Annotated in this window: 18 protein-coding genes; 5 read left to right on the forward strand and 13 right to left on the reverse strand. The window is 59.5% G+C overall.

Annotation, left to right across the window (positions count from 1 at the left end; translation table 11 throughout):
• Nucleotides 1-89: 89 nt before the first annotated feature.
• From msrQ to QRN61_RS25860, 6 genes are all read right to left on the reverse strand, one after another.
• Nucleotides 90-701 carry a protein-methionine-sulfoxide reductase heme-binding subunit MsrQ gene (msrQ, locus tag QRN61_RS25835; RefSeq protein WP_096797535.1) on the reverse strand — a complete coding sequence of 204 codons (612 nt, stop codon included), beginning with the start codon at nt 699-701 and terminating at the stop codon, nt 90-92.
• Nucleotides 701-1,714 (reverse strand): protein-methionine-sulfoxide reductase catalytic subunit MsrP, encoded by a 1,014-nt coding sequence (gene msrP / locus QRN61_RS25840; protein WP_096797536.1) that lies wholly within the window; start codon nt 1,712-1,714, stop codon nt 701-703. The genes msrQ and msrP overlap by 1 nt, the downstream gene beginning before the upstream one ends.
• 63 nt (nt 1,715-1,777) lie before the next feature.
• Nucleotides 1,778-2,635: a CDP-diacylglycerol--serine O-phosphatidyltransferase gene (pssA, locus tag QRN61_RS25845; protein WP_027614080.1), complete on the reverse strand. Its 858-nt coding sequence runs from the start codon at nt 2,633-2,635 to the stop codon at nt 1,778-1,780.
• A 146-nt stretch (nt 2,636-2,781) separates the two neighbouring features.
• Nucleotides 2,782-3,798 (reverse strand): ketol-acid reductoisomerase, encoded by a 1,017-nt coding sequence (gene ilvC, locus QRN61_RS25850; protein ID WP_007959661.1) that lies wholly within the window; start codon nt 3,796-3,798, stop codon nt 2,782-2,784.
• Between the two features lie 48 nt (nt 3,799-3,846).
• A complete protein-coding gene (gene ilvN, locus QRN61_RS25855) occupies nt 3,847-4,338 on the reverse strand; it encodes an acetolactate synthase small subunit (RefSeq protein ID WP_003205610.1) in 492 nt (163 codons plus the stop codon).
• Nucleotides 4,339-4,340: 2 nt separating this feature from the next.
• Nucleotides 4,341-6,065 (reverse strand): acetolactate synthase 3 large subunit, encoded by a 1,725-nt coding sequence (locus tag QRN61_RS25860; protein WP_027614081.1) that lies wholly within the window; start codon nt 6,063-6,065, stop codon nt 4,341-4,343.
• A 399-nt stretch (nt 6,066-6,464) separates the two neighbouring features.
• Here QRN61_RS25860 and QRN61_RS25865 point away from each other — a divergent pair, with 399 nt between their 5' ends.
• Nucleotides 6,465-6,881 carry a DUF4124 domain-containing protein gene (locus QRN61_RS25865; RefSeq protein ID WP_027614082.1) on the forward strand — a complete coding sequence of 139 codons (417 nt, stop codon included), beginning with the start codon at nt 6,465-6,467 and terminating at the stop codon, nt 6,879-6,881.
• Between the two features lie 103 nt (nt 6,882-6,984).
• On the opposite strand, the gene QRN61_RS25870 is transcribed toward QRN61_RS25865, so the two are convergent.
• Genes QRN61_RS25870 through mrcB form a run of 3 tightly spaced genes read right to left on the reverse strand, consistent with a single transcriptional unit; the run spans nt 6,985 to nt 10,416 of the window.
• The gene (locus QRN61_RS25870) at nt 6,985-7,320 is read right to left on the reverse strand and encodes a YqcC family protein (RefSeq protein ID WP_007963922.1); all 336 of its coding nucleotides are present in this window, start codon (nt 7,318-7,320) and stop codon (nt 6,985-6,987) included.
• A complete protein-coding gene (locus tag QRN61_RS25875) occupies nt 7,320-8,075 on the reverse strand; it encodes a tetratricopeptide repeat protein (RefSeq protein ID WP_096797538.1) in 756 nt (251 codons plus the stop codon). The genes QRN61_RS25870 and QRN61_RS25875 overlap by 1 nt, the downstream gene beginning before the upstream one ends.
• Nucleotides 8,076-8,091: 16 nt before the next feature.
• Entirely contained in the window at nt 8,092-10,416 is a 2,325-nt protein-coding gene (mrcB, locus tag QRN61_RS25880; RefSeq protein WP_027614084.1) for a penicillin-binding protein 1B, read from the reverse strand.
• Between the two features lie 116 nt (nt 10,417-10,532).
• Here mrcB and QRN61_RS25885 point away from each other — a divergent pair, with 116 nt between their 5' ends.
• The 4 genes from QRN61_RS25885 (at nt 10,533) to QRN61_RS25900 (ending at nt 13,897) form a co-directional block, all read left to right on the forward strand.
• Entirely contained in the window at nt 10,533-12,089 is a 1,557-nt protein-coding gene (locus QRN61_RS25885) for a bifunctional aminoglycoside phosphotransferase/ATP-binding protein (RefSeq protein WP_285376130.1), read from the forward strand.
• A 91-nt stretch (nt 12,090-12,180) separates the two neighbouring features.
• Entirely contained in the window at nt 12,181-12,525 is a 345-nt protein-coding gene (locus tag QRN61_RS25890; RefSeq protein ID WP_007963914.1) for a pentapeptide repeat-containing protein, read from the forward strand.
• A gap of 282 nt (nt 12,526-12,807) precedes the next feature.
• Nucleotides 12,808-13,080 carry a TfoX/Sxy family protein gene (locus QRN61_RS25895; RefSeq protein WP_003228231.1) on the forward strand — a complete coding sequence of 91 codons (273 nt, stop codon included), beginning with the start codon at nt 12,808-12,810 and terminating at the stop codon, nt 13,078-13,080.
• A gap of 16 nt (nt 13,081-13,096) precedes the next feature.
• Nucleotides 13,097-13,897: a Crp/Fnr family transcriptional regulator gene (locus QRN61_RS25900; protein ID WP_285376134.1), complete on the forward strand. Its 801-nt coding sequence runs from the start codon at nt 13,097-13,099 to the stop codon at nt 13,895-13,897.
• A 227-nt stretch (nt 13,898-14,124) separates the two neighbouring features.
• Here QRN61_RS25900 and QRN61_RS25905 read toward each other — a convergent pair whose 3' ends face one another.
• From QRN61_RS25905 to QRN61_RS25920, 4 genes are read right to left on the reverse strand one after another with little or no spacing between them, the layout of a single operon-like run.
• Nucleotides 14,125-14,976 (reverse strand): ChaN family lipoprotein, encoded by an 852-nt coding sequence (locus QRN61_RS25905; protein ID WP_096797543.1) that lies wholly within the window; start codon nt 14,974-14,976, stop codon nt 14,125-14,127.
• A gap of 20 nt (nt 14,977-14,996) precedes the next feature.
• A complete protein-coding gene (locus tag QRN61_RS25910; protein ID WP_150367925.1) occupies nt 14,997-15,764 on the reverse strand; it encodes a heme ABC transporter ATP-binding protein in 768 nt (255 codons plus the stop codon).
• Nucleotides 15,764-16,747 carry a FecCD family ABC transporter permease gene (locus tag QRN61_RS25915; protein ID WP_179353369.1) on the reverse strand — a complete coding sequence of 328 codons (984 nt, stop codon included), beginning with the start codon at nt 16,745-16,747 and terminating at the stop codon, nt 15,764-15,766. The genes QRN61_RS25910 and QRN61_RS25915 overlap by 1 nt, the downstream gene beginning before the upstream one ends.
• 50 nt (nt 16,748-16,797) lie before the next feature.
• Nucleotides 16,798-17,670 carry a heme/hemin ABC transporter substrate-binding protein gene (locus QRN61_RS25920; protein ID WP_096797546.1) on the reverse strand — a complete coding sequence of 291 codons (873 nt, stop codon included), beginning with the start codon at nt 17,668-17,670 and terminating at the stop codon, nt 16,798-16,800.
• Nucleotides 17,671-17,694 lie beyond the last annotated feature (24 nt).

The raw sequence follows: 17,694 nt of genomic DNA on the forward strand, positions 1-17,694 counted from the left end.
GAATCTCAAGGAGTTTTCCGTTTCGACTGCGCCGGAAGTGGGGCGAATTATAGACCTCCTGAATCTGCCGTCAACCGTTAATTTCAGTTTTATTGCAAAACCTGCTTTTTAGTCAGCAAGCGCGGAATTCGACGCGCAACGGCAGGCACCCGCAGCAGCAAAAGCGCCGCCCCCACAAAGGCATAGATCGCCCACTCCTTGAGATCAGCACGCACGATCCACAACATATGAAGCAATCCCAGCCCCAGAATCACGTAGACCAACCGATGCAGTTTCTTCCAGCGCACACCTAAATGACGCTGGCTGTAGCGATTAGAGGTTACTGCCAACGCCAACAACCCGAGAAAACCCAGTGTGCCGACAATAATGTATGGCCGCTTACGCAACTCCACGCCCAACTGCGACCAGTCGAAGCCGAGGATAAACGCCATATAGCTGAACAAATGCAGACCCACATAGGCAAAACACCAAAGTCCCAACTGACGGCGCACAGCAATCCAGCCCGCCCACCCCGTCAATTTCTGCAGCGGCGTCATGCTCAATGTAATCAACAGCAATACCAGCGTTCCCAGCCCCAATCGATCAACCAGGACTTTGCCAGGATCCGGCCCGAGCAAATCGGCGAACGCTTGATAAAACCAAAGCAATGGCCAAATCGCCGCAGCGATAAAAACGCCTACACGCCAGAACGGATATCGCATCAGTAGTTCTTCCGCAGATCGAGCCCTGTATATAAAGAAGCGACTTCATCCGCATAGCCGTTGAACATCTGTGTATCACGCACATTCGGCTTGAACAGACTGTTCGGCAGACGCCGCTCCCGTGCCTGAGTCCAGCGCGGGTGATCAACCGTCGGATTCACGTTGGCATAAAACCCGTACTCATCTGCCGCGATGCTCTGCCAGGTAGTTTTCGGTTGCTCGCTGACCAGACTGATACGCACGATGGACTTCACACTCTTGAAGCCGTACTTCCACGGCACTACCAGGCGCAGCGGCGCACCGTTCTGATTCGGCAACTCACGGCCATACATGCCAACCGCCAGAATCGCCAGCGGACTCATCGCCTCGTCCAGGCGCAGGCCTTCTACATATGGCCAGTCGATCAGGGCGAAACCTGAGCGCTGACCCGGCATGCTTTTGGGATCCTGCAGAGTCTCAAAGCGAATGTACTTGGCGTTGGAGGTGGGTTCGACCTGCTTGAGCAACGCAGAAATCGGAAAGCCAATCCACGGGATGACCATCGACCACGCCTCAACACAGCGAAGGCGATAGATACGCTCCTCCAACTGGTACGGCTTCATGAAGTCTTCCAGCGCGTAACGCCCTGGCTTACCCACTTCCCCGTCCACGACAACGCTCCACGGCTCGGTTTTCAGCGAGCCGGCATTGGCGGCCGGATCACCCTTGTCGGTGCCGAACTCATAGAAGTTGTTGTAATGGGTCGCGTCTTTATAAGGCGTGATCGCCTCATCTTTGACGTTGACGGCGCCCCACTTGGTAGAAGGGAGCTTCTCGGCAAACCAGGCAGGCGCCTTGCCCGGCTCGACATCGGCATAACGCGCCGCATCCCCGGCACTGGCCCAACGCGGCAGGCTGCTCACGGCGATACCGGCAGCGGTAGCTCCGAGCAATTGGCGACGAGAAAGATAAATGGATTCAGGCGTGACATCCGACTCATGGCAGTCGGACGCTTTGGGGATTTTGATCAGCATGGCAACTCCGCAGTTTTGGAGGACAGATGCACCCATAGACTGCGGAGTATGCGGGAAATTACATCATTCGGCGTTTTTGTGACGACGAAGACGCAACAGGTATTGCACAGGGCCGGAAGCGGCGTAACCGAGGAACACCAGCAGTAGAATTCGCGGTGGATCGCTGAACACCACGGCGAACACCAGCACCACAGCGAGGATCGCCACGAACGGCACGCGCCCCTTCAAGTCCAGCTCCTTGAAGCTGTTGTACTTGATGTTGCTGACCATCAACATGCCGGCAGCCGCCACCATCAAGGCGACCAGGAACGACATCTTCGAACCCTGAATGCCGTAATCGCTGAACGCCCAGACGATACCCGCCACCACGCCTGCAGCCGCCGGGCTGGCCAGACCAATGAAATAGCGCTTGTCCGCCGTACCGACCTGGGTATTGAAACGCGCCAGACGCAATGCTGCACCGGCGACATAGATGAAGGCGACCATCCAGCCGACCTTGCCCATGTCGCCCAATGCCCAGCCAAAGGCCAGCAGCGCCGGCGCTACACCGAACGCGACCATGTCCGACAACGAGTCATACTCGGCGCCGAAGGCACTTTGCGTATTGGTCATGCGCGCTACACGGCCATCAAGACCATCGAGCACCATGGCCACGAAAATCGCGATCGCGGCGAAGGCGAAATACTTGCTCGCATTCGCAGAGTCACCGGCGCTCAAGGCAGCCTGGGCACTCATCGAGTTGATGATGGAATAAAACCCTGCGAACAGGTTCGCAGTGGTGAATAGATTCGGCAGCAGATAGATACCACGATGCCGGACTTTACGGCCTTCCGCGTCGTGCCCTTCCTCGACATGTTCATCGATGGGCAGCAGGCTTTCGGCGTCAGAAGCCTGGTTCGGCTCTTCGGGACGTTCGCTCATGGACATTACCTTGCAACGGTTTGGAAAAATTCGACAGGTGCCTGTGACGATGGTTCGGCCACAAACGATGCAGCTTTATACCAGAACCATCGGTTTCAAACGAAAAAACGCGGCCGAGGCCGCGTTTTTCGTACAAGGATGACGACTTAGTTTTTGGCTTTGTCGACGATCTTGTTGGCACCGATCCACGGCATCATGGAGCGCAGTTGCTCGCCGATGATTTCGATACCGTGAGCGGCGTTGTTACGACGCTTGGCGGTCATCGAAGGGTAGCCGGTCGCGCCTTCGCTGATGAACATTTTGGCGTATTCGCCGTCCTGAATACGTTTCAGGGCGTTGCGCATGGCCTGACGGGATTCGGCGTTGATCACTTCCGGACCGGTCACGTACTCGCCGTATTCGGCGTTGTTGGAGATCGAGTAGTTCATGTTGGCGATACCGCCTTCGTACATGAGGTCAACGATCAGCTTCAGTTCGTGCAGGCATTCGAAGTAGGCCATTTCCGGCGCGTAGCCAGCTTCAACCAGAGTTTCGAAACCGGCTTTCACCAGCTCAACGGTACCGCCGCACAGTACGGCTTGTTCGCCGAACAGGTCGGTTTCGGTCTCGTCCTTGAAGGTGGTTTCGATGATGCCGGTACGACCGCCACCCACGCCAGCTGCGTAGGACAGTGCAACGTTTTTGGCGTTGCCCGAAGCGTCCTGGTAGATCGCGATCAGGTCAGGGATACCGCCGCCCTTCACGAACTCGGAACGCACGGTGTGACCCGGCGCTTTCGGCGCGATCATGATCACGTCGAGGTCGGCACGCGGAACAACCTGGTTGTAGTGGATCGCGAAACCGTGGGAGAAGGCCAGGGTGGCGCCTTTCTTGATGTTCGGCTCGATTTCGTTCTTGTACAGCTGGGACTGGAATTCGTCCGGGGTCAGGATCATGACCAGGTCGGCGCCGGCAACAGCGGCGGCCACGTCGGTCACTTTCAGGCCGTGAGCTTCGGCTTTGGCAACGGTAGCCGAACCTTTACGCAGACCGACGGTTACGTCGACACCGGAATCTTTCAGGTTGCACGCTTGGGCGTGGCCCTGGGAACCGTAACCGATGATGGCAACTTTCTTGCCCTGGATGATCGACAGGTCGCAGTCTTTATCGTAGAAAACTTTCATGAATTTCCCCTATATATCCAGGCCGTTCAGGCCATTCGCTAATTTGGTTTAGATGCTGAGTACTTTGTCGCCGCGGGCAATGCCGGTCACGCCGCTACGGACGGTTTCCAGAATCGATGCGGTGCCGATGGACTGAATGAAGCTGTCGAGCTTGTCGCTGGTACCGGTCAGTTGAACGGTATACACGCTGGCGCTGACGTCGACGATCTGTCCACGGTAAATATCGGTGGTGCGTTTGATCTCGGCGCGCTGGGCGCCAGTGGCCTTGACCTTGACCAGCATCAGCTCGCGCTCGATGTGAGCGCTTTCCGACAGGTCCACCAGCTTGACCACTTCGATCAGCTTGTTCAGGTTTTTGGTGATCTGCTCGATGATTTCATCGTGGCCGACAGTGGTCAGCGTCAGACGCGACAGCGTTGGGTCTTCGGTTGGCGCCACCGTCAGGCTTTCAATGTTGTAGTTGCGCTGCGAGAACAGGCCGACTACGCGAGACAAAGCGCCGGGTTCGTTTTCCAGAAGCAGGGAAATAATGTGCCGCATGATTAAGTACGCTCCGTCTTGCTCAGCCACATATCGCGCATGGAGCCGTCTTTGATCTGCATCGGATAGACGTGCTCGCTGGTATCGACCGAAATATCGATCACCACCAGACGATCTTTCATGGCGAACGCCTCTTCCATCTTCGACTTCAAATCCTTCGAATCGGTGATGCGCACGCCGACGTGACCGTAGGCTTCAGCCAGTTTGACGAAGTCAGGCAGCGACTCCATATAAGAGTGCGAGTGGCGGCTGCCATAGCTCATGTCCTGCCACTGACGAACCATCCCCAGAACACCGTTGTTCAGGATGACGATTTTCACCGGCAAGCCATATTGCAGGCAGGTCGACAGCTCCTGGATGTTCATCTGGATGCTGCCTTCACCGGTGACGCAGGCAACGTCGTCATCCGGGAAGCTCAACTTGATGCCCATGGCCGCCGGGAAACCGAAGCCCATGGTGCCCAGACCACCGGAGTTGATCCAGCGGTTCGGCTTGTTGAACGTGTAGTACTGCGCCGCGAACATCTGGTGCTGGCCCACGTCGGAAGTGATGAAGGCATCGCCCTTGGTCACTTCGCACAGGGTCTCGATCACGGTCTGCGGCTTGATCAGGCTGCCGTCGCCCTTTTCATAAGGGAACAAGCCGCGATCACCGCGCCACTCATCGACTTGCTTCCACCAACTGGCAACGGACTCCTTGTTCGGGGTCTCGCCGATTTCCTTGAGGATCGCGACCATTTCGGTCAGGACGCTCTCCACCGGGCCAACGATTGGCACGTCGGCCTTGATAGTCTTGGAGATCGAAGCCGGGTCGATGTCGATGTGGATGATCTTGGCGTTCGGGCAGAACTTCGCCGCGCCGTTGATCACACGGTCATCGAAACGCGCGCCGACAGCCAGGATCACGTCGGCATGGTGCATCGCCAGGTTGGCGGTGTAGCTGCCGTGCATGCCGAGCATGCCGATGAACTGCCGGTCGGTGCCAGGGAAACCGCCCAGGCCCATCAAGGTGTTGGTCACTGGCAGGTTGAGCATTTTCGCCAGTTCGGTCAGCGGTGCGGAACCGTTGCCGAGGATCACGCCGCCACCGGAATAGAGCACTGGGCGTTTGGCTGCCAGCAGCATTTCTGCCGCCTTGCGGATTTGCCCGGAGTGGCCGCGGACGGCCGGGCTGTAGGAACGCAGCTTGGCTTTTTTCGGGAAGATGTATTCGAACTTCTCGGCCGGGTTGGTCATGTCTTTCGGGATATCGACCACGACCGGGCCCGGACGACCGGATTGCGCCAGGTAGAAGGCCTTCTTCATGACTTCCGGGATTTCCGAGGCGTGCTTGATCATGAAGCTGTGCTTCACGATCGGCCGGGAGATACCGATCATGTCGGTTTCCTGGAACGCGTCGGTGCCGACCATGGTGCTTGGCACCTGACCGGAAATGATCACCATTGGAATCGAATCCATATAGGCGGTGGCGATACCGGTGATGGCGTTTGTGGCGCCAGGACCTGATGTCACCAATACCACGCCGGCTTTACCGGTGGCACGGGCATAGCCGTCAGCCATATGGGTAGCCGCTTGTTCGTGACGAACCAGGATGTGGGTCACTTCCGGTTCTTTGAACAGGGCATCGTAAACATGAAGAAGAGCACCACCCGGGTACCCGTAGATATATTTGACGCCTTCGTCACGCAAGAAGCGGACGAGCATCTCACCGCCAGATAAAAGCTCCACGTTGTTCACCTCTAAAACGCCAGAATACCGTCCACACAAAAGGGGCGGGTCTTAATAGGTTTACTTCTCGGCAGAGCATGAGCGACGGTGGTCGCCGACTACGTCAGCACTGACTGAGCAAGTATTGGGATCGTCCCAAGTGTTGCGGGCCTTTCCCACCCAGCGCGAGGTAACGCGTTGCGGGTGTAACAGGTCGACGCGGATATGCGCCTCATGATCTACCGAGTGGGTCTGCTTCTGGCAGTCCCTCTACAGCGGACTTTGGATTCTTCTGTTTCGCCCTCTCCAAGTCAAGCCGTCAATGTGCTTAATTGTGGGTAAGCACATGAGAACGCAAGAAAAAACCTGAAAACAGCTACTCTGTTAGCGTCAATTGCGCAATTTTGCCAAGGAATCAGCATGCGAACGCTTCTACTAACTCTGCTGATCGGCCTCAGCCCCTGGTGCTCGGCCGCTCAAATCTACAAATGGGTAGATGCCCAGGGCGTCACGCACTTCGATGCGCAGCCACCGCAAGGGCTGCCGGCGACGACTGTGCAGACGCCCTCCTCGCCCCCAACGAAACCTGCCGCCATGCCTGGCAGTGGTGCGCTGGGCGATCAGAAAGCCATCGACGACAAGGTGAAGAAACAGGTGGCGGAGCAGCAGGCGCAGCTCAAGGCATTTTGCGAACAGGCACGGACGAACCTGGCGCAATTGCAGAACAATCCGCGGTTGAGGGAGGAAGTGGAAGGACAATTAAGGCGGCTGGATGATGCGCAGCGGCAGGAGCGCATTGTCGAAGCGCAGAAGCAGATTGCGCAGAACTGCGAATAGACACCTGTAGGAGCTGCCGCAGGCTCGGGCCGCGATCGGACGATCTTTTGATCTTTGAAACCAAGATCAAAAGATCGCAGCCTGCGGCAGCTCCTACAGAGGCTTAGCGCGAGGCGGTAATCAGCAGGTCAAACTCTTTGAGCAGCACCTGCAGCTGTCGATCCTTGCCCTGCAGATTGCGCTGGGCGAAGACCATTTCCGCCATTTCCTGAATGCCCGAGGCGTTGGGCAACGGCAGATCCTGCTCAAGGATCATTTTCATCCGTGGCAGGAAGATCCATTGCAGCCATTGCTCGAAATCCAGCGTGTCGACCGAAAACGGTTCGACACTGCTCAGGGCTTCGGCCGATGGCTGGACCTCGTCCCACCAACCCTGCGTGCGCAGTTCGCGCTCGATCAACAGCAACTGATCAGCGATTTTCGGGAACCGGGAATCCATCACAGCGAAACCTTGGCCTTCTGACGAGCCAGCGCTGCGCCGGCGGAATCGCCTTGTTTCTCACGGGACTGCGCGATGATCTCCCATAGGTTGGCCTGCAAGTCCGGACGACCGTTGGCCATGGTCAGTGCACGACGGGCGAACTGCTCGGCCTGTGGCGCATCACCTTGAGCCATGCGTACTTGCGCCAGACGATAGAGCACTTGCGGCTCACGCGGGGCAACGCGTTGAGCGCGCTCCAGACTGGAAGACGCACCGTTGAGGTCGCCACCGGCCTGCTGCTGTTGCGCAGTGGTCAGCAAGGCGAGCACCGGGCCATCGAGCTGTTCGTCCGCCGACAGACCACCGCCACTGCTGGCCGAAGGAATCCCGCTTGGCGTCGAAGGCATGCTGTAGCTGCCGGAGTTGATCGGTGCCGACTCGACCGGCGACGGGTTGTACGGCCCCGCAGTGATACCGCCGGAAGCCGGGCCCGGAACGATCGGCGAGGAGCTGATCGGCGCCGATGTTGTGGCGCCACCACCCGGCACCATCACCACCACGCCGGTATCGCCTTGCGGGATGGCCTGGGATTGCGCCTGGCCCTGGACTGGGCGTGTGACTGTCGTCTTGCGGAAACCGCCGTTGGCCGACAGCCGTTCGCTGTTGGACACGGCTGTGCCGGCGTCCACCACCGGGATCGAACCACGCTGTACGGTAGAGCAGCCACTGAGCAAAGCCACGGCAGTCACCGCTGGAATCAACCACTTGTTCACTTGAAACCCTCTTTGCTTAATTCATCCAGCCCTTGACCCAATCCATCACCGACTCCGGCGAGGCAGGCGTTTCGCTTGCACACGCGGCGCCGGGTGGCGGTTCGCTGCCGCGAATATACGGCATCTGCACCGCCCCCGGACAGTTGGCATCGGAGCCTTGCCCGGTACGCGAATCGACCCACGCCTGCACGATGTTGTCCGGCTGTGGCATGTCCAGCGGCAGCGGATCGGCCTTGCGCATGAAACTGGTCCAGACCTGCAATGCACCGGTCGCCCCGGTGAACGGGGTCTTGCCGTTGTCGTCACGACCCAGCCAGACTACCGCCAGCAGATCCTGACTGAAACCGGCGAACCAGCTGTCACGCGAATCGTTACTGGTACCGGTCTTGCCGGCCAGCGTCAGGGTCTTGGGCAGCACGTTATAAACCGAGCTGCCGGTACCTTCACGCATCACACGCTGCATGGCGTTCTGGATCAGGTAAATGGACGCCGGATCAAATCGCTGCTCGATCTGGAACGGATAACGCTTGAGCGGCTCGCCCTCGGCGGTCAGCACACTGCGAATCCCGCGCATCGGCGTATTGAAACCACCGTTGGCGAGGGTCTGATACATGGTCGCCACTTCGATCGGGGTCATGCCGCCAGCACCCAGCAACATCGACGGGAACGCCGGGAACTCCCGGGTCACGCCCAGACGCGCAAGGGTCTTGAGCACATTCGGCACACCGACTTCCAGACCCAGGCGCGAGGTCGACAGGTTGTACGAATGCGCCAGCCCTTGATAGAGGAAGACTGTGCCGTGGGAGCGACGGTCGTAGTTCTGTGGCTTCCACACCTGGCCGTCCGCGCCTTTGATCGACAGCGGATCATCCGACAGCCAACTGGTCAGCGTGTAACGGCTCGGTTTTTCCAGTGCGGTCAGATACACCGCTGGCTTGACCAGGGAACCGATCGGCCGCACGGCGTCCAGCGCTCGGTTGAAACCGGCGTAACTGGCCTGACGACTACCGATCATCGCCTGCACTTCGCCGGTTTCCGGGTTGGTCACGACCATCGCCGCTTCCACGTCATCGGAGCCCTTGCGTCCAGCCAGGCGTTTAAAGGTGTCATTCACCGACGCTTCGGCCTTCATCTGCAGAATCGGGTCGAAACTGGTGAAGATCCGCAAGCCTTCTTCGGTCAAGTCCTCGTCGCGATAGTCTTCGCGCAACTGGCGTTTGACCAGATCGATAAAGCCCGGGAACGAGCTGTCGGCAAGCTTGCCGCGCGTGGTCACGCCCAAGGGCATTTTCTTCGCCGCTTCAACCTGTTCGGCAGTCGCCACGCCTTGCTGCTCAAGCACGTCGAGCACCAGGTTACGCCGTTCCAGCGCACGCTCGGGATTGCGGCGCGGGTTGTAGTAGGACGGACCTTTGACCATGCCGACCAGCAGCGCGACCTGATGCAGCTTCAGCTCGGAGAGTGGCTGACCGAAGAAGAACTGACTGGCCAGACCAAAGCCGTGCACGGCACGCTGACCGTCCTGGCCGACAAAGACTTCATTGAGGTAGGCCTCAAGGATTTCCTTTTTGTCGTAGTGCAGCTCCAGCAGCATCGCCATCATCGCTTCAGTGAGCTTACGGCTCAGGCTGCGCTCGTTGGTCAGATAGAAGTTCTTCACCAGTTGCTGGGTCAGCGTACTGCCGCCCTGGGTCATCTTGCCGCCAGAGGTGTTGACCCAGATCGCCCGGGCAATCGATTTCGGCGACACGCCCCAGTGGCTGTAATAGTCCCGGTCTTCCACCGCTACCAGGGTTTCCAGCAGGTACGGTGGCACCTGATCGAGCTTGATCAGGATGCGGTCTTCAAGGTTTTTCGGGTAAATGCCGCCGATCATCAGCGGCTCAAGCCGCACCACGGACAATTTTCCGCCATTGAGCCCGGAGAGTTCGGCCACATAGTCGCCGGAGAAGCGCACGCGCACCGGCTGCGGTTTCTCCAGGCCTTCATAGAACTGGAAGCCGCGAGTATTCAGATCAACGGTATTGCCGTTGACGGCGGCGGCACCTGGGCCATTGCTCACGGCTTCGCGGCGATAGCCCAAGGCGTCGAGTTCGGTGAGGAAATCATCCTTGCTCAGCTTTTGTCCGACGAACAGCTCCAGCGGACGCGCGTAGACCTTGGCCGGGATGGTCCAGCGCTTGCCGGAGAACTTCTCCTGCACCACGGCATCGAGGTAAACGGCGAAGCCGGCCAGCACCACAAGGCCGACCAGGCTGAGTTTAATGGCCCAGCTCAACCACGGGCTGAGGCCCTTGGAGACTGGTTTTTTCTTGGTACGGGGGGATCGAGTTCGAGTCATGGCGGCGGATTATACGCACTTTATTCATACTCAACAGGAGCGCTCCGAGGTTTGCGTCAGGCTGGCGAGCGGCCATAATGGCGACCTCGAATTTCCCAGTCTCTGAAGGATCGCCCGTGAGCCAGTCCCTGATCGCTGCCCTGCAAAACCCGGCCCTCTACCCGCACCCCGTCGAAGGGTTCCAGGTCATCGAAACCCATATCTCGTGGGTGATCCTCACCGGCCCCTTTGCTTATAAAGTGAAGAAGCCAGTGAATTTCGGCTTCCTCGACTTCACCAGCCTCGAAGAGCGCGAGCATTTCTGCGCTGAAGAACTGCGCCTGAACCAGCGTCTGACCGACGATTTGTATCTGGACGTGTTGCCGGTGACCGGCAGCGTCGAGGCGCCACAACTTGGTGGCGACGGCCCGGTGATCGAATATGTGCTGAAGATGCGTCAATTCCCGCAGACCGGCCTGCTCAGCACCCTGCAAGCCAACGGTGAACTGACCACCCAGCACATCGATGAAATGGCCGAGCAGATCGCCAAATTCCACCTCAGTGCGCCAAAAGTCCCGGCCGAACACGAGGCCGGGACCCCGGACAGCGTGATGGCCCCGGTGCGCCAGAACTTCGAGCAGATCCTGCCGTTCCTCAGCGACAAAAACGATCTGCTGCAACTCGAAGCCCTGCAAGCCTGGGCCGAAAGCAGCTTCGATCGTCTCAAGGCATTGTTCAGCCAGCGCAAGGCCGAGGGTTTCACTCGCGAATGCCACGGTGACATCCACCTGGGCAACGCCACTGTCATCAATGGCAAAGTGGTGATCTTCGACTGCATCGAGTTCAACGAACCGTTCCGCTTCACTGACGTCTGGGCCGACACCGGTTTCCTGGCGATGGACCTGGAAGACCGTGGCCTGAAATCCCTCGCCCGCCGCTTCATCAGCCAGTACCTGGAGCTGACCGGCGACTATCAAGGCCTGGAAGTGCTGAACTTCTATAAAGCCTACCGCGCACTGGTTCGCGCAAAAGTTGCACTGTTCAGCATGCCGGCGGACGCCACCCCGGTGCAGCGCGCCACCACCCTGCGCCAGTACCGCAACTACGCAAACCTGGCGGAAAGCTACAGCACCATTCCATCGCGCTTCATGGCCATCACCCACGGCGTATCGGCTGTCGGCAAGAGCCACGTGGCGATGCGTCTGGTCGAAGCGCTGGGCGCGATTCGCCTGCGTTCCGACGTCGAGCGCAAGCGACTGTTCGGCGAGCAGACCGTAGCCAACGACGTGCAGGCCGGGATTTACAGCGCCGATGCCAGCGCCGCCACTTATGCCCGCCTGCATGAGATTGCCGGAGTGATTCTGCACGCCGGTTTCCCGGTAGTGATCGATGCGACCTACCTCAAGCGCGAGCAACGCGACAACGCCGCTCAAGTCGCCGAGGCCACCGGCACGCCGTTCCTGATCCTCGACTGCAACGCACCGCAAGCCGTGATCGAGAGCTGGCTGGCGATTCGTCAGGCAGACAAGAAGGATCCTTCCGACGCCACGCTGGTGGTCATCGAGGCCCAGCAGGCCAGCCGCGAAGCGCTGACGCCAGAAGAAATTCTGCGCAGCAAACGCGTGCAGACCAATGAAAGCGGGACCCTCGACACCGTAGTGGCGCAGATTCGTCAGCGCCTGCCAGGCCTGTAAGAAACTATTTCGGCCGTGAAGCCCTCGCTTGCTTCACGGCCGTCAAATAGTGGCACTATACTGGCGTCATAAAACCAACAGGTGATGTGACATGAGCCAGCCGAAACTTCTCGACACCCCGCTTTATGCCCTGCTGCACAAAGACGACATCGCAGGCTTCAACAAGGAACGCCCGAACGACGGCCCGATCGACATGGTCGGTGGCGACTTCCGTGGTCTCGACTTGCGTGAACTGAACGCCGATGGCGTGGATTTCCGGGACGCGTACTTCCGCTCTGCCGATTTGCGCGGCATCGATTTCCGTAACTCCTCGCTGGAAGGCGCAAGCCTGGCGCACGCACAGATTTCCGGAGCGTACTTTCCGCCGGAACTGAGTGCCGACGAGATTCTGATGTCGATGAATTTTGGTACACGCCTGCGTTATCGCACCCGCTGATACTTTTTTATCTTTCTCTGACCCGACGCCTTTCCCCTGTGGGAGCGGGCTTGCTCGCGAAGGCGTAGTGTCAGTCGATACATCTGTTGGCTGAAAGCCCCCCTTCTCGAGCAAGCCCGCTCCCACATTATCTCCGCGTTTCTTCCCTCCTTTTCTGCGTTCGCAGCCCCTTTCTTAGAAGCGTTTGCGTCTAATCCGACCAAACAACCACGCTTTTCCTACTGATGGCTACACTCCTGAGAAGATCGCCCACGCACCATTCGGCCGTCGCAAGGAGGCTTGATGAATGATGAACTGCAACACCTGAAGAATCTTGGCAAGACGTCGGCGCAGTGGCTGCATGCCGTGGGCATCCACAGCGCCTCGGACTTGCGTCGCCTGGGGGCGGTGGACGCCTATCGGGCCGTGCGTACCCGCGGGTTTCGCGCATCAAAGGTGTTGTTGTACGCGATCGAAGGGGCGCTGATGGATGTGCACTGGAACGACATCCCGGCCGAACGCAAAGACGCCTTGAACAAGCAGCTCGAAGCCATCTCCTCGCGTCACAAGAACTGAACAGGCGCTGACGGCCATGTATTTGCTCGGGGAACAATCGGCACCGGTCGATGCACTGATCAATCGTTTGCAGAGCTTGCCCGCGCGCTGGCTGGAAGGCCTTGCGCCGTGCGGGCGAGCCTTTGAGCCAGAAGTCTCTGACGACCTGATGGCGCAGCTCCCACACGATCAGCTGTTTCTACTGACAGAAGGCGTGATCCACGGCTACATCGGCGGCCGTGCGTTGTTTTACTGGCAGGAAGGTGATCTGCTCGGTCTGCAGCAAGGTGACGCCTGGGCCGATTGCCGACTGCGCAGCGAAGGGCCATCGCGCTTGTTGCCCTATCGGCGAACCGAACTGTTCCAGCATTTGTATGCCGAACCGGATCGGGCCGAGCAATGGCTTGAGTATCTGCTGGGGCAGATGGCGCTGCTGGCACACGCGGTGGCCGAACTGAAGCCACGGGAGTTTCGCAGCACCAATGGCTTCAAACGGGTCGAAAGCGGTGAGGTGTTGATCCAGCAGGGCGATGCCGCCGATCACGTCTTCGTGATCATCGATGGGCAAGCCGAAGCGTTCGTGGATGGACACAAGGTTGGCGACGTGCCCAAGGACGAGATTTTCGGCGCCATGGCGGTGTTCACCGGTGAACCGCGCAATGCCACTGTCATCGCTCGCGAGCCAAGCACGGTGATGCTGATTCCAGGCGAGCAGTTTCTGAGCATGACCCGCAACAATCCGAAAATTGCCCACAGTCTGATTGAGAGCATGGCCCGGCGTATTGGCCAGCTCAATCAGCAAATTACGCAACTGGATGCGATCAAGGCTGCGCGTTAAGCCCCCTGTTTCCGGGACATTCCGGCCATTTGCACGACTAAATCAAGTAAATGGAAAAACAGTGGTTGACTCGCTAATGAGAATCGCTATGATTATCACAACTGGTCGCGAGATCAGTCGATATTCTGAAAAGCCCTTGGTTCGGACTCTCAGATTATCTCCTCATCAGGCTAATCACGGTTATTTGACCCGGTTTTTTACCGGGTCTTTTTTTGCCTGTGGAAAAGTCACTGGCCGAACTGTTTGCGCATCTGTGCGCAGTAATCCTGCGCGGGCGTGGCCGGGGTGTACCAGACGTAATCGGCCATCGCCGCAGTCACCTCGGCGCCCTGCTCGGCCAGCATCAGCACCGTTGGCGCTTGGGCTGCGCCCAAATCCAGCACATGCAGCGGCACGCCAACATCCTTGCGCGCATGCCAGGCACCCGCCAGCAGCAAGGCTGGCGTCGGCGCTGCCAGCAAACGTTCGGCCATGCGTCGATCGCGCTGTTGCTGAACCGCGAGCATCGCCGGCATCTGTGATTTGGGCAGCAAGCCGCAATGTGAATCGCTGATCTGCTCAAACAGCCTGGCTTTCACCGAGGCCGCATTGCTGCGGACACCGTTCAGGGCTGGCGGCTGACGATAGACAGCGCGGATTTCACTGTCGTCCAGATTGGCCGCCAACAGCGGATAGGGTTGCGTGAGGGCAAACCGAATGATCGGTCCATAGAAATTCCAGTCCCAGCCATCCTGCCAGGCCAACGCGGCGGGAAGATCAGTAGAGGGCGCTGCTGCATGGCGAACCTGGTCAACGTTCGGCTGTTGCTTCGGCGTGAGCATTTCCAGCAGCAGACTGCCCTGAGGACGCTGCTCCTCAAGTGCCTGCAACAGCCACAACTGCGCGGCGTGGTGATCGGCGTTGTCATGCTGCTCGCCGATGATGAGCAGTTGCGGCCCCGACAGACGCGTCAGCAGTTCCTGTGCCGTCAGTATCTGGCCGCTGTGCAGATCACGAATTTCGCCACTGATTGGCGGGGGCGGGGCAACATGCTGACACCCAGCAAGCAGCAACACCGCTAACAACCACATCCCGCGCATACCATCACCTCGATGAGAAATCAGCGGGCGATGATCAGCGGATGCCCGCGCTCCGGGTGCGCCTGCACCAATACCTCGAGACCGAACACAGCTTTGAGCGAGTCCGGTCGCAAGACTTGCTGCGGCGTATCCAGCGCCACCGGGCGCCCGCCTTCGAGCAGCAACACCCGATCACAATAGCGCGCCGCCAGATTCAGATCATGCAGGATGACCAGCACCGCCGCGCCACGATCGGCAAACTCGCGCACCGCCTGCAACGTGGTGTGTTGATGCAAGGGATCGAGCATCGAGGTCGGCTCATCCAGCAACAAGGTTTGCCCGACCTGCCCCGGCCATAACTGCGCCAGCACCCGCGCCAGATGCACACGCTGGCGCTCGCCGCCTGACAACGCCAGATAACTGCGCCCGCTCAGATGCCCGGCATCCGCAGCGTCCAGCGCTGCCGCAATGATTTCGTCGTCGCGCACCCGACCGCTTTGATACGGCAAGCGGCCCATGCCGACCACTTCTTCCACGCGAAAGGCAAAATCCAGCGTCGACACCTGCGGCAACACCGCCAGGCGCTGAGCGCGCTGTGAACCTGTCCAGTGACTCAGCACCTTGTCGTCGAGCAACACCTCACCGTCACTGGCCGTCAGCTCACCGCACAAGGCACCGAGCAAGGTGCTTTTGCCGGCACCGTTCGGCCCAAGCACACCCAACACCTCACCGGGCTCAAGTTGCAGGGTGACGTCGCTGAGCACGGTCTTGCGTCCGCGACGGATGTGCAGATTGTGCGCACGCAGCATCAGGCACGACCTCGCAACAGCAGGTAGAGGAAGAACGGCGCACCGATAAACGCCGTGACGATACCGATCGGCAATTCCGCCGGCGCCAGCGCCAGCCGCGCCACCAGATCCGCCAGCAACAATAGACTGGCACCGGCCAATACCGAGGCGGGCAATAGCACACGGTGATCGGGCCCGGCCAATAAACGCACCAGATGCGGCACCACCAACCCGACGAAGCCAATCATCCCGGCTGCTGCCACCGCTGCGCCAACACCCAACGCCGTGCAGAACACCAATTCACGCTTGAGCCGTTCGACATCGACCCCCAAGTGCCCGGCTTCGGACTCCCCGAGCAACAGCGCATTCAGCGCCTTGGCACGCCGCGGCAACCACAGCGCGACGCCAGCACTGATAATCAGCAACGGCCACAAACGCGCGTAACTGGCGCCATTGAGGCTGCCCAGATTCCAGAACGTCAGCGTACGCAAAGTCGCGTCATCCGCCAGATAGGTGAACAGACCCACCGCCGAGCTTGCCAATGCCGTCAGGGCGATCCCGGCCAGCAGCATGGTCGCGACGTTAGTCTGGCCGTTGCGCCGACCGAGCCGATAGACCAGCGCCGTCACCCCCAGTCCACCGAGAAACGCGCACGCCGACAACAGGTACGGCCCGAACCACTCCGGCAAACCGCCAAAAAATGACCCGCCGACAATCGCCACCGCCGCACCCAGCGCTGCCCCACTGGAAACCCCGACCAACCCGGGATCGGCCAGCGGATTGCGAAACAAGCCCTGCATCGCCACACCCGACAGTGCAAGCACACCGCCGACGGCCAGACCGAGCAAGGTGCGCGGCAGACGGATCTGCCCGAGGATCAGCTCGGCCTGCTCCAGACCGTCCGGCGCCAACGGCACACCGACCATGCGCAATGCAGCGCGTAACGTATCGAACAGCGGCAGGCTCACCGGCCCCAGCGCCAACGACAGCCAGATGGCCAGCAAACACAGAAGCGCCAGGCCGATAAACAGGCTTCGTGGTTTGACCAGCACGGTCATTGGCCGCTCGCGGTCGGGTAGAAGCCGTCAGACAAATCCTTCAACGCCGCCGGTAAACGCGGCCCGAGCCCGCCGACCAGCAGCGTCGGATCCAGCTCCAGCACCCGTCCGGCCTTGGCCGCGCGGCTTGAATTGAGAATGGGGTTTTCCTTGAACAATGCCGCTTTTGCCGCCTCACCGCTCAACGCCCGATCAGCGAACACCAGCACTTCAGGATCGAGCCCGGCCAGCGACTCCACGGAGAACGGCTTGTAACCGGTATGCGTCGCCAGGTTATGTCCGCCGGCCCGTTGCAGCAGCCAGTCGGCGGCAGTGTCCTTGCCGGCAATCAATGGCTTGCCGCCGGCATGCCCGATCAGCACCAGCACACCGGGCGCATTATGTTTGGTCTGCAACTCGGCGACTCGGGCTTTCTGCGCGGTTAGCTGCTTTTGATAACTTTCCAGCAACTGCGCCGCCTGGGCTTGCGCGCCGAGCAACTGCCCGAGATGCGTGATGTTTTTTTCCAGGGTCGACAGATCCGGCTGCGCCGAGAACAGTTCGACCTGTACCTTGGCGCTTTTCACTTGAGCGATAACCGGTGGCGGGCCCATTTCTTCGGTGCCGATGAGGATGTCCGGGCGCAGATTGAGAATGCCTTCTGCCGAGAGACTGCGTTGATAGCCGATGCTGGGCAGCTTCTTCAGCGACTGCGGATGCTGGCTGGTGGTGTCGACCCCGACCAGTTTGGATTCGCCACCCAATGCACTCACCCACTCCGAAAGCGCCCCACCGGCGCTGACCCAACGCTGTGGCAAATCGGCAGCTGTCGCCTGAAGGCTGGCGAGCAGTCCGACACACAGCAGGGCAACGCGGGTAATCAGGCGCATACGCAGCTTTCCTTGAAAAGTTTT

The organism is Pseudomonas sp. lyk4-TYG-107, assembly GCF_030209055.1.
Lineage (GTDB): Bacteria > Pseudomonadota > Gammaproteobacteria > Pseudomonadales > Pseudomonadaceae > Aquipseudomonas > Aquipseudomonas putida_A.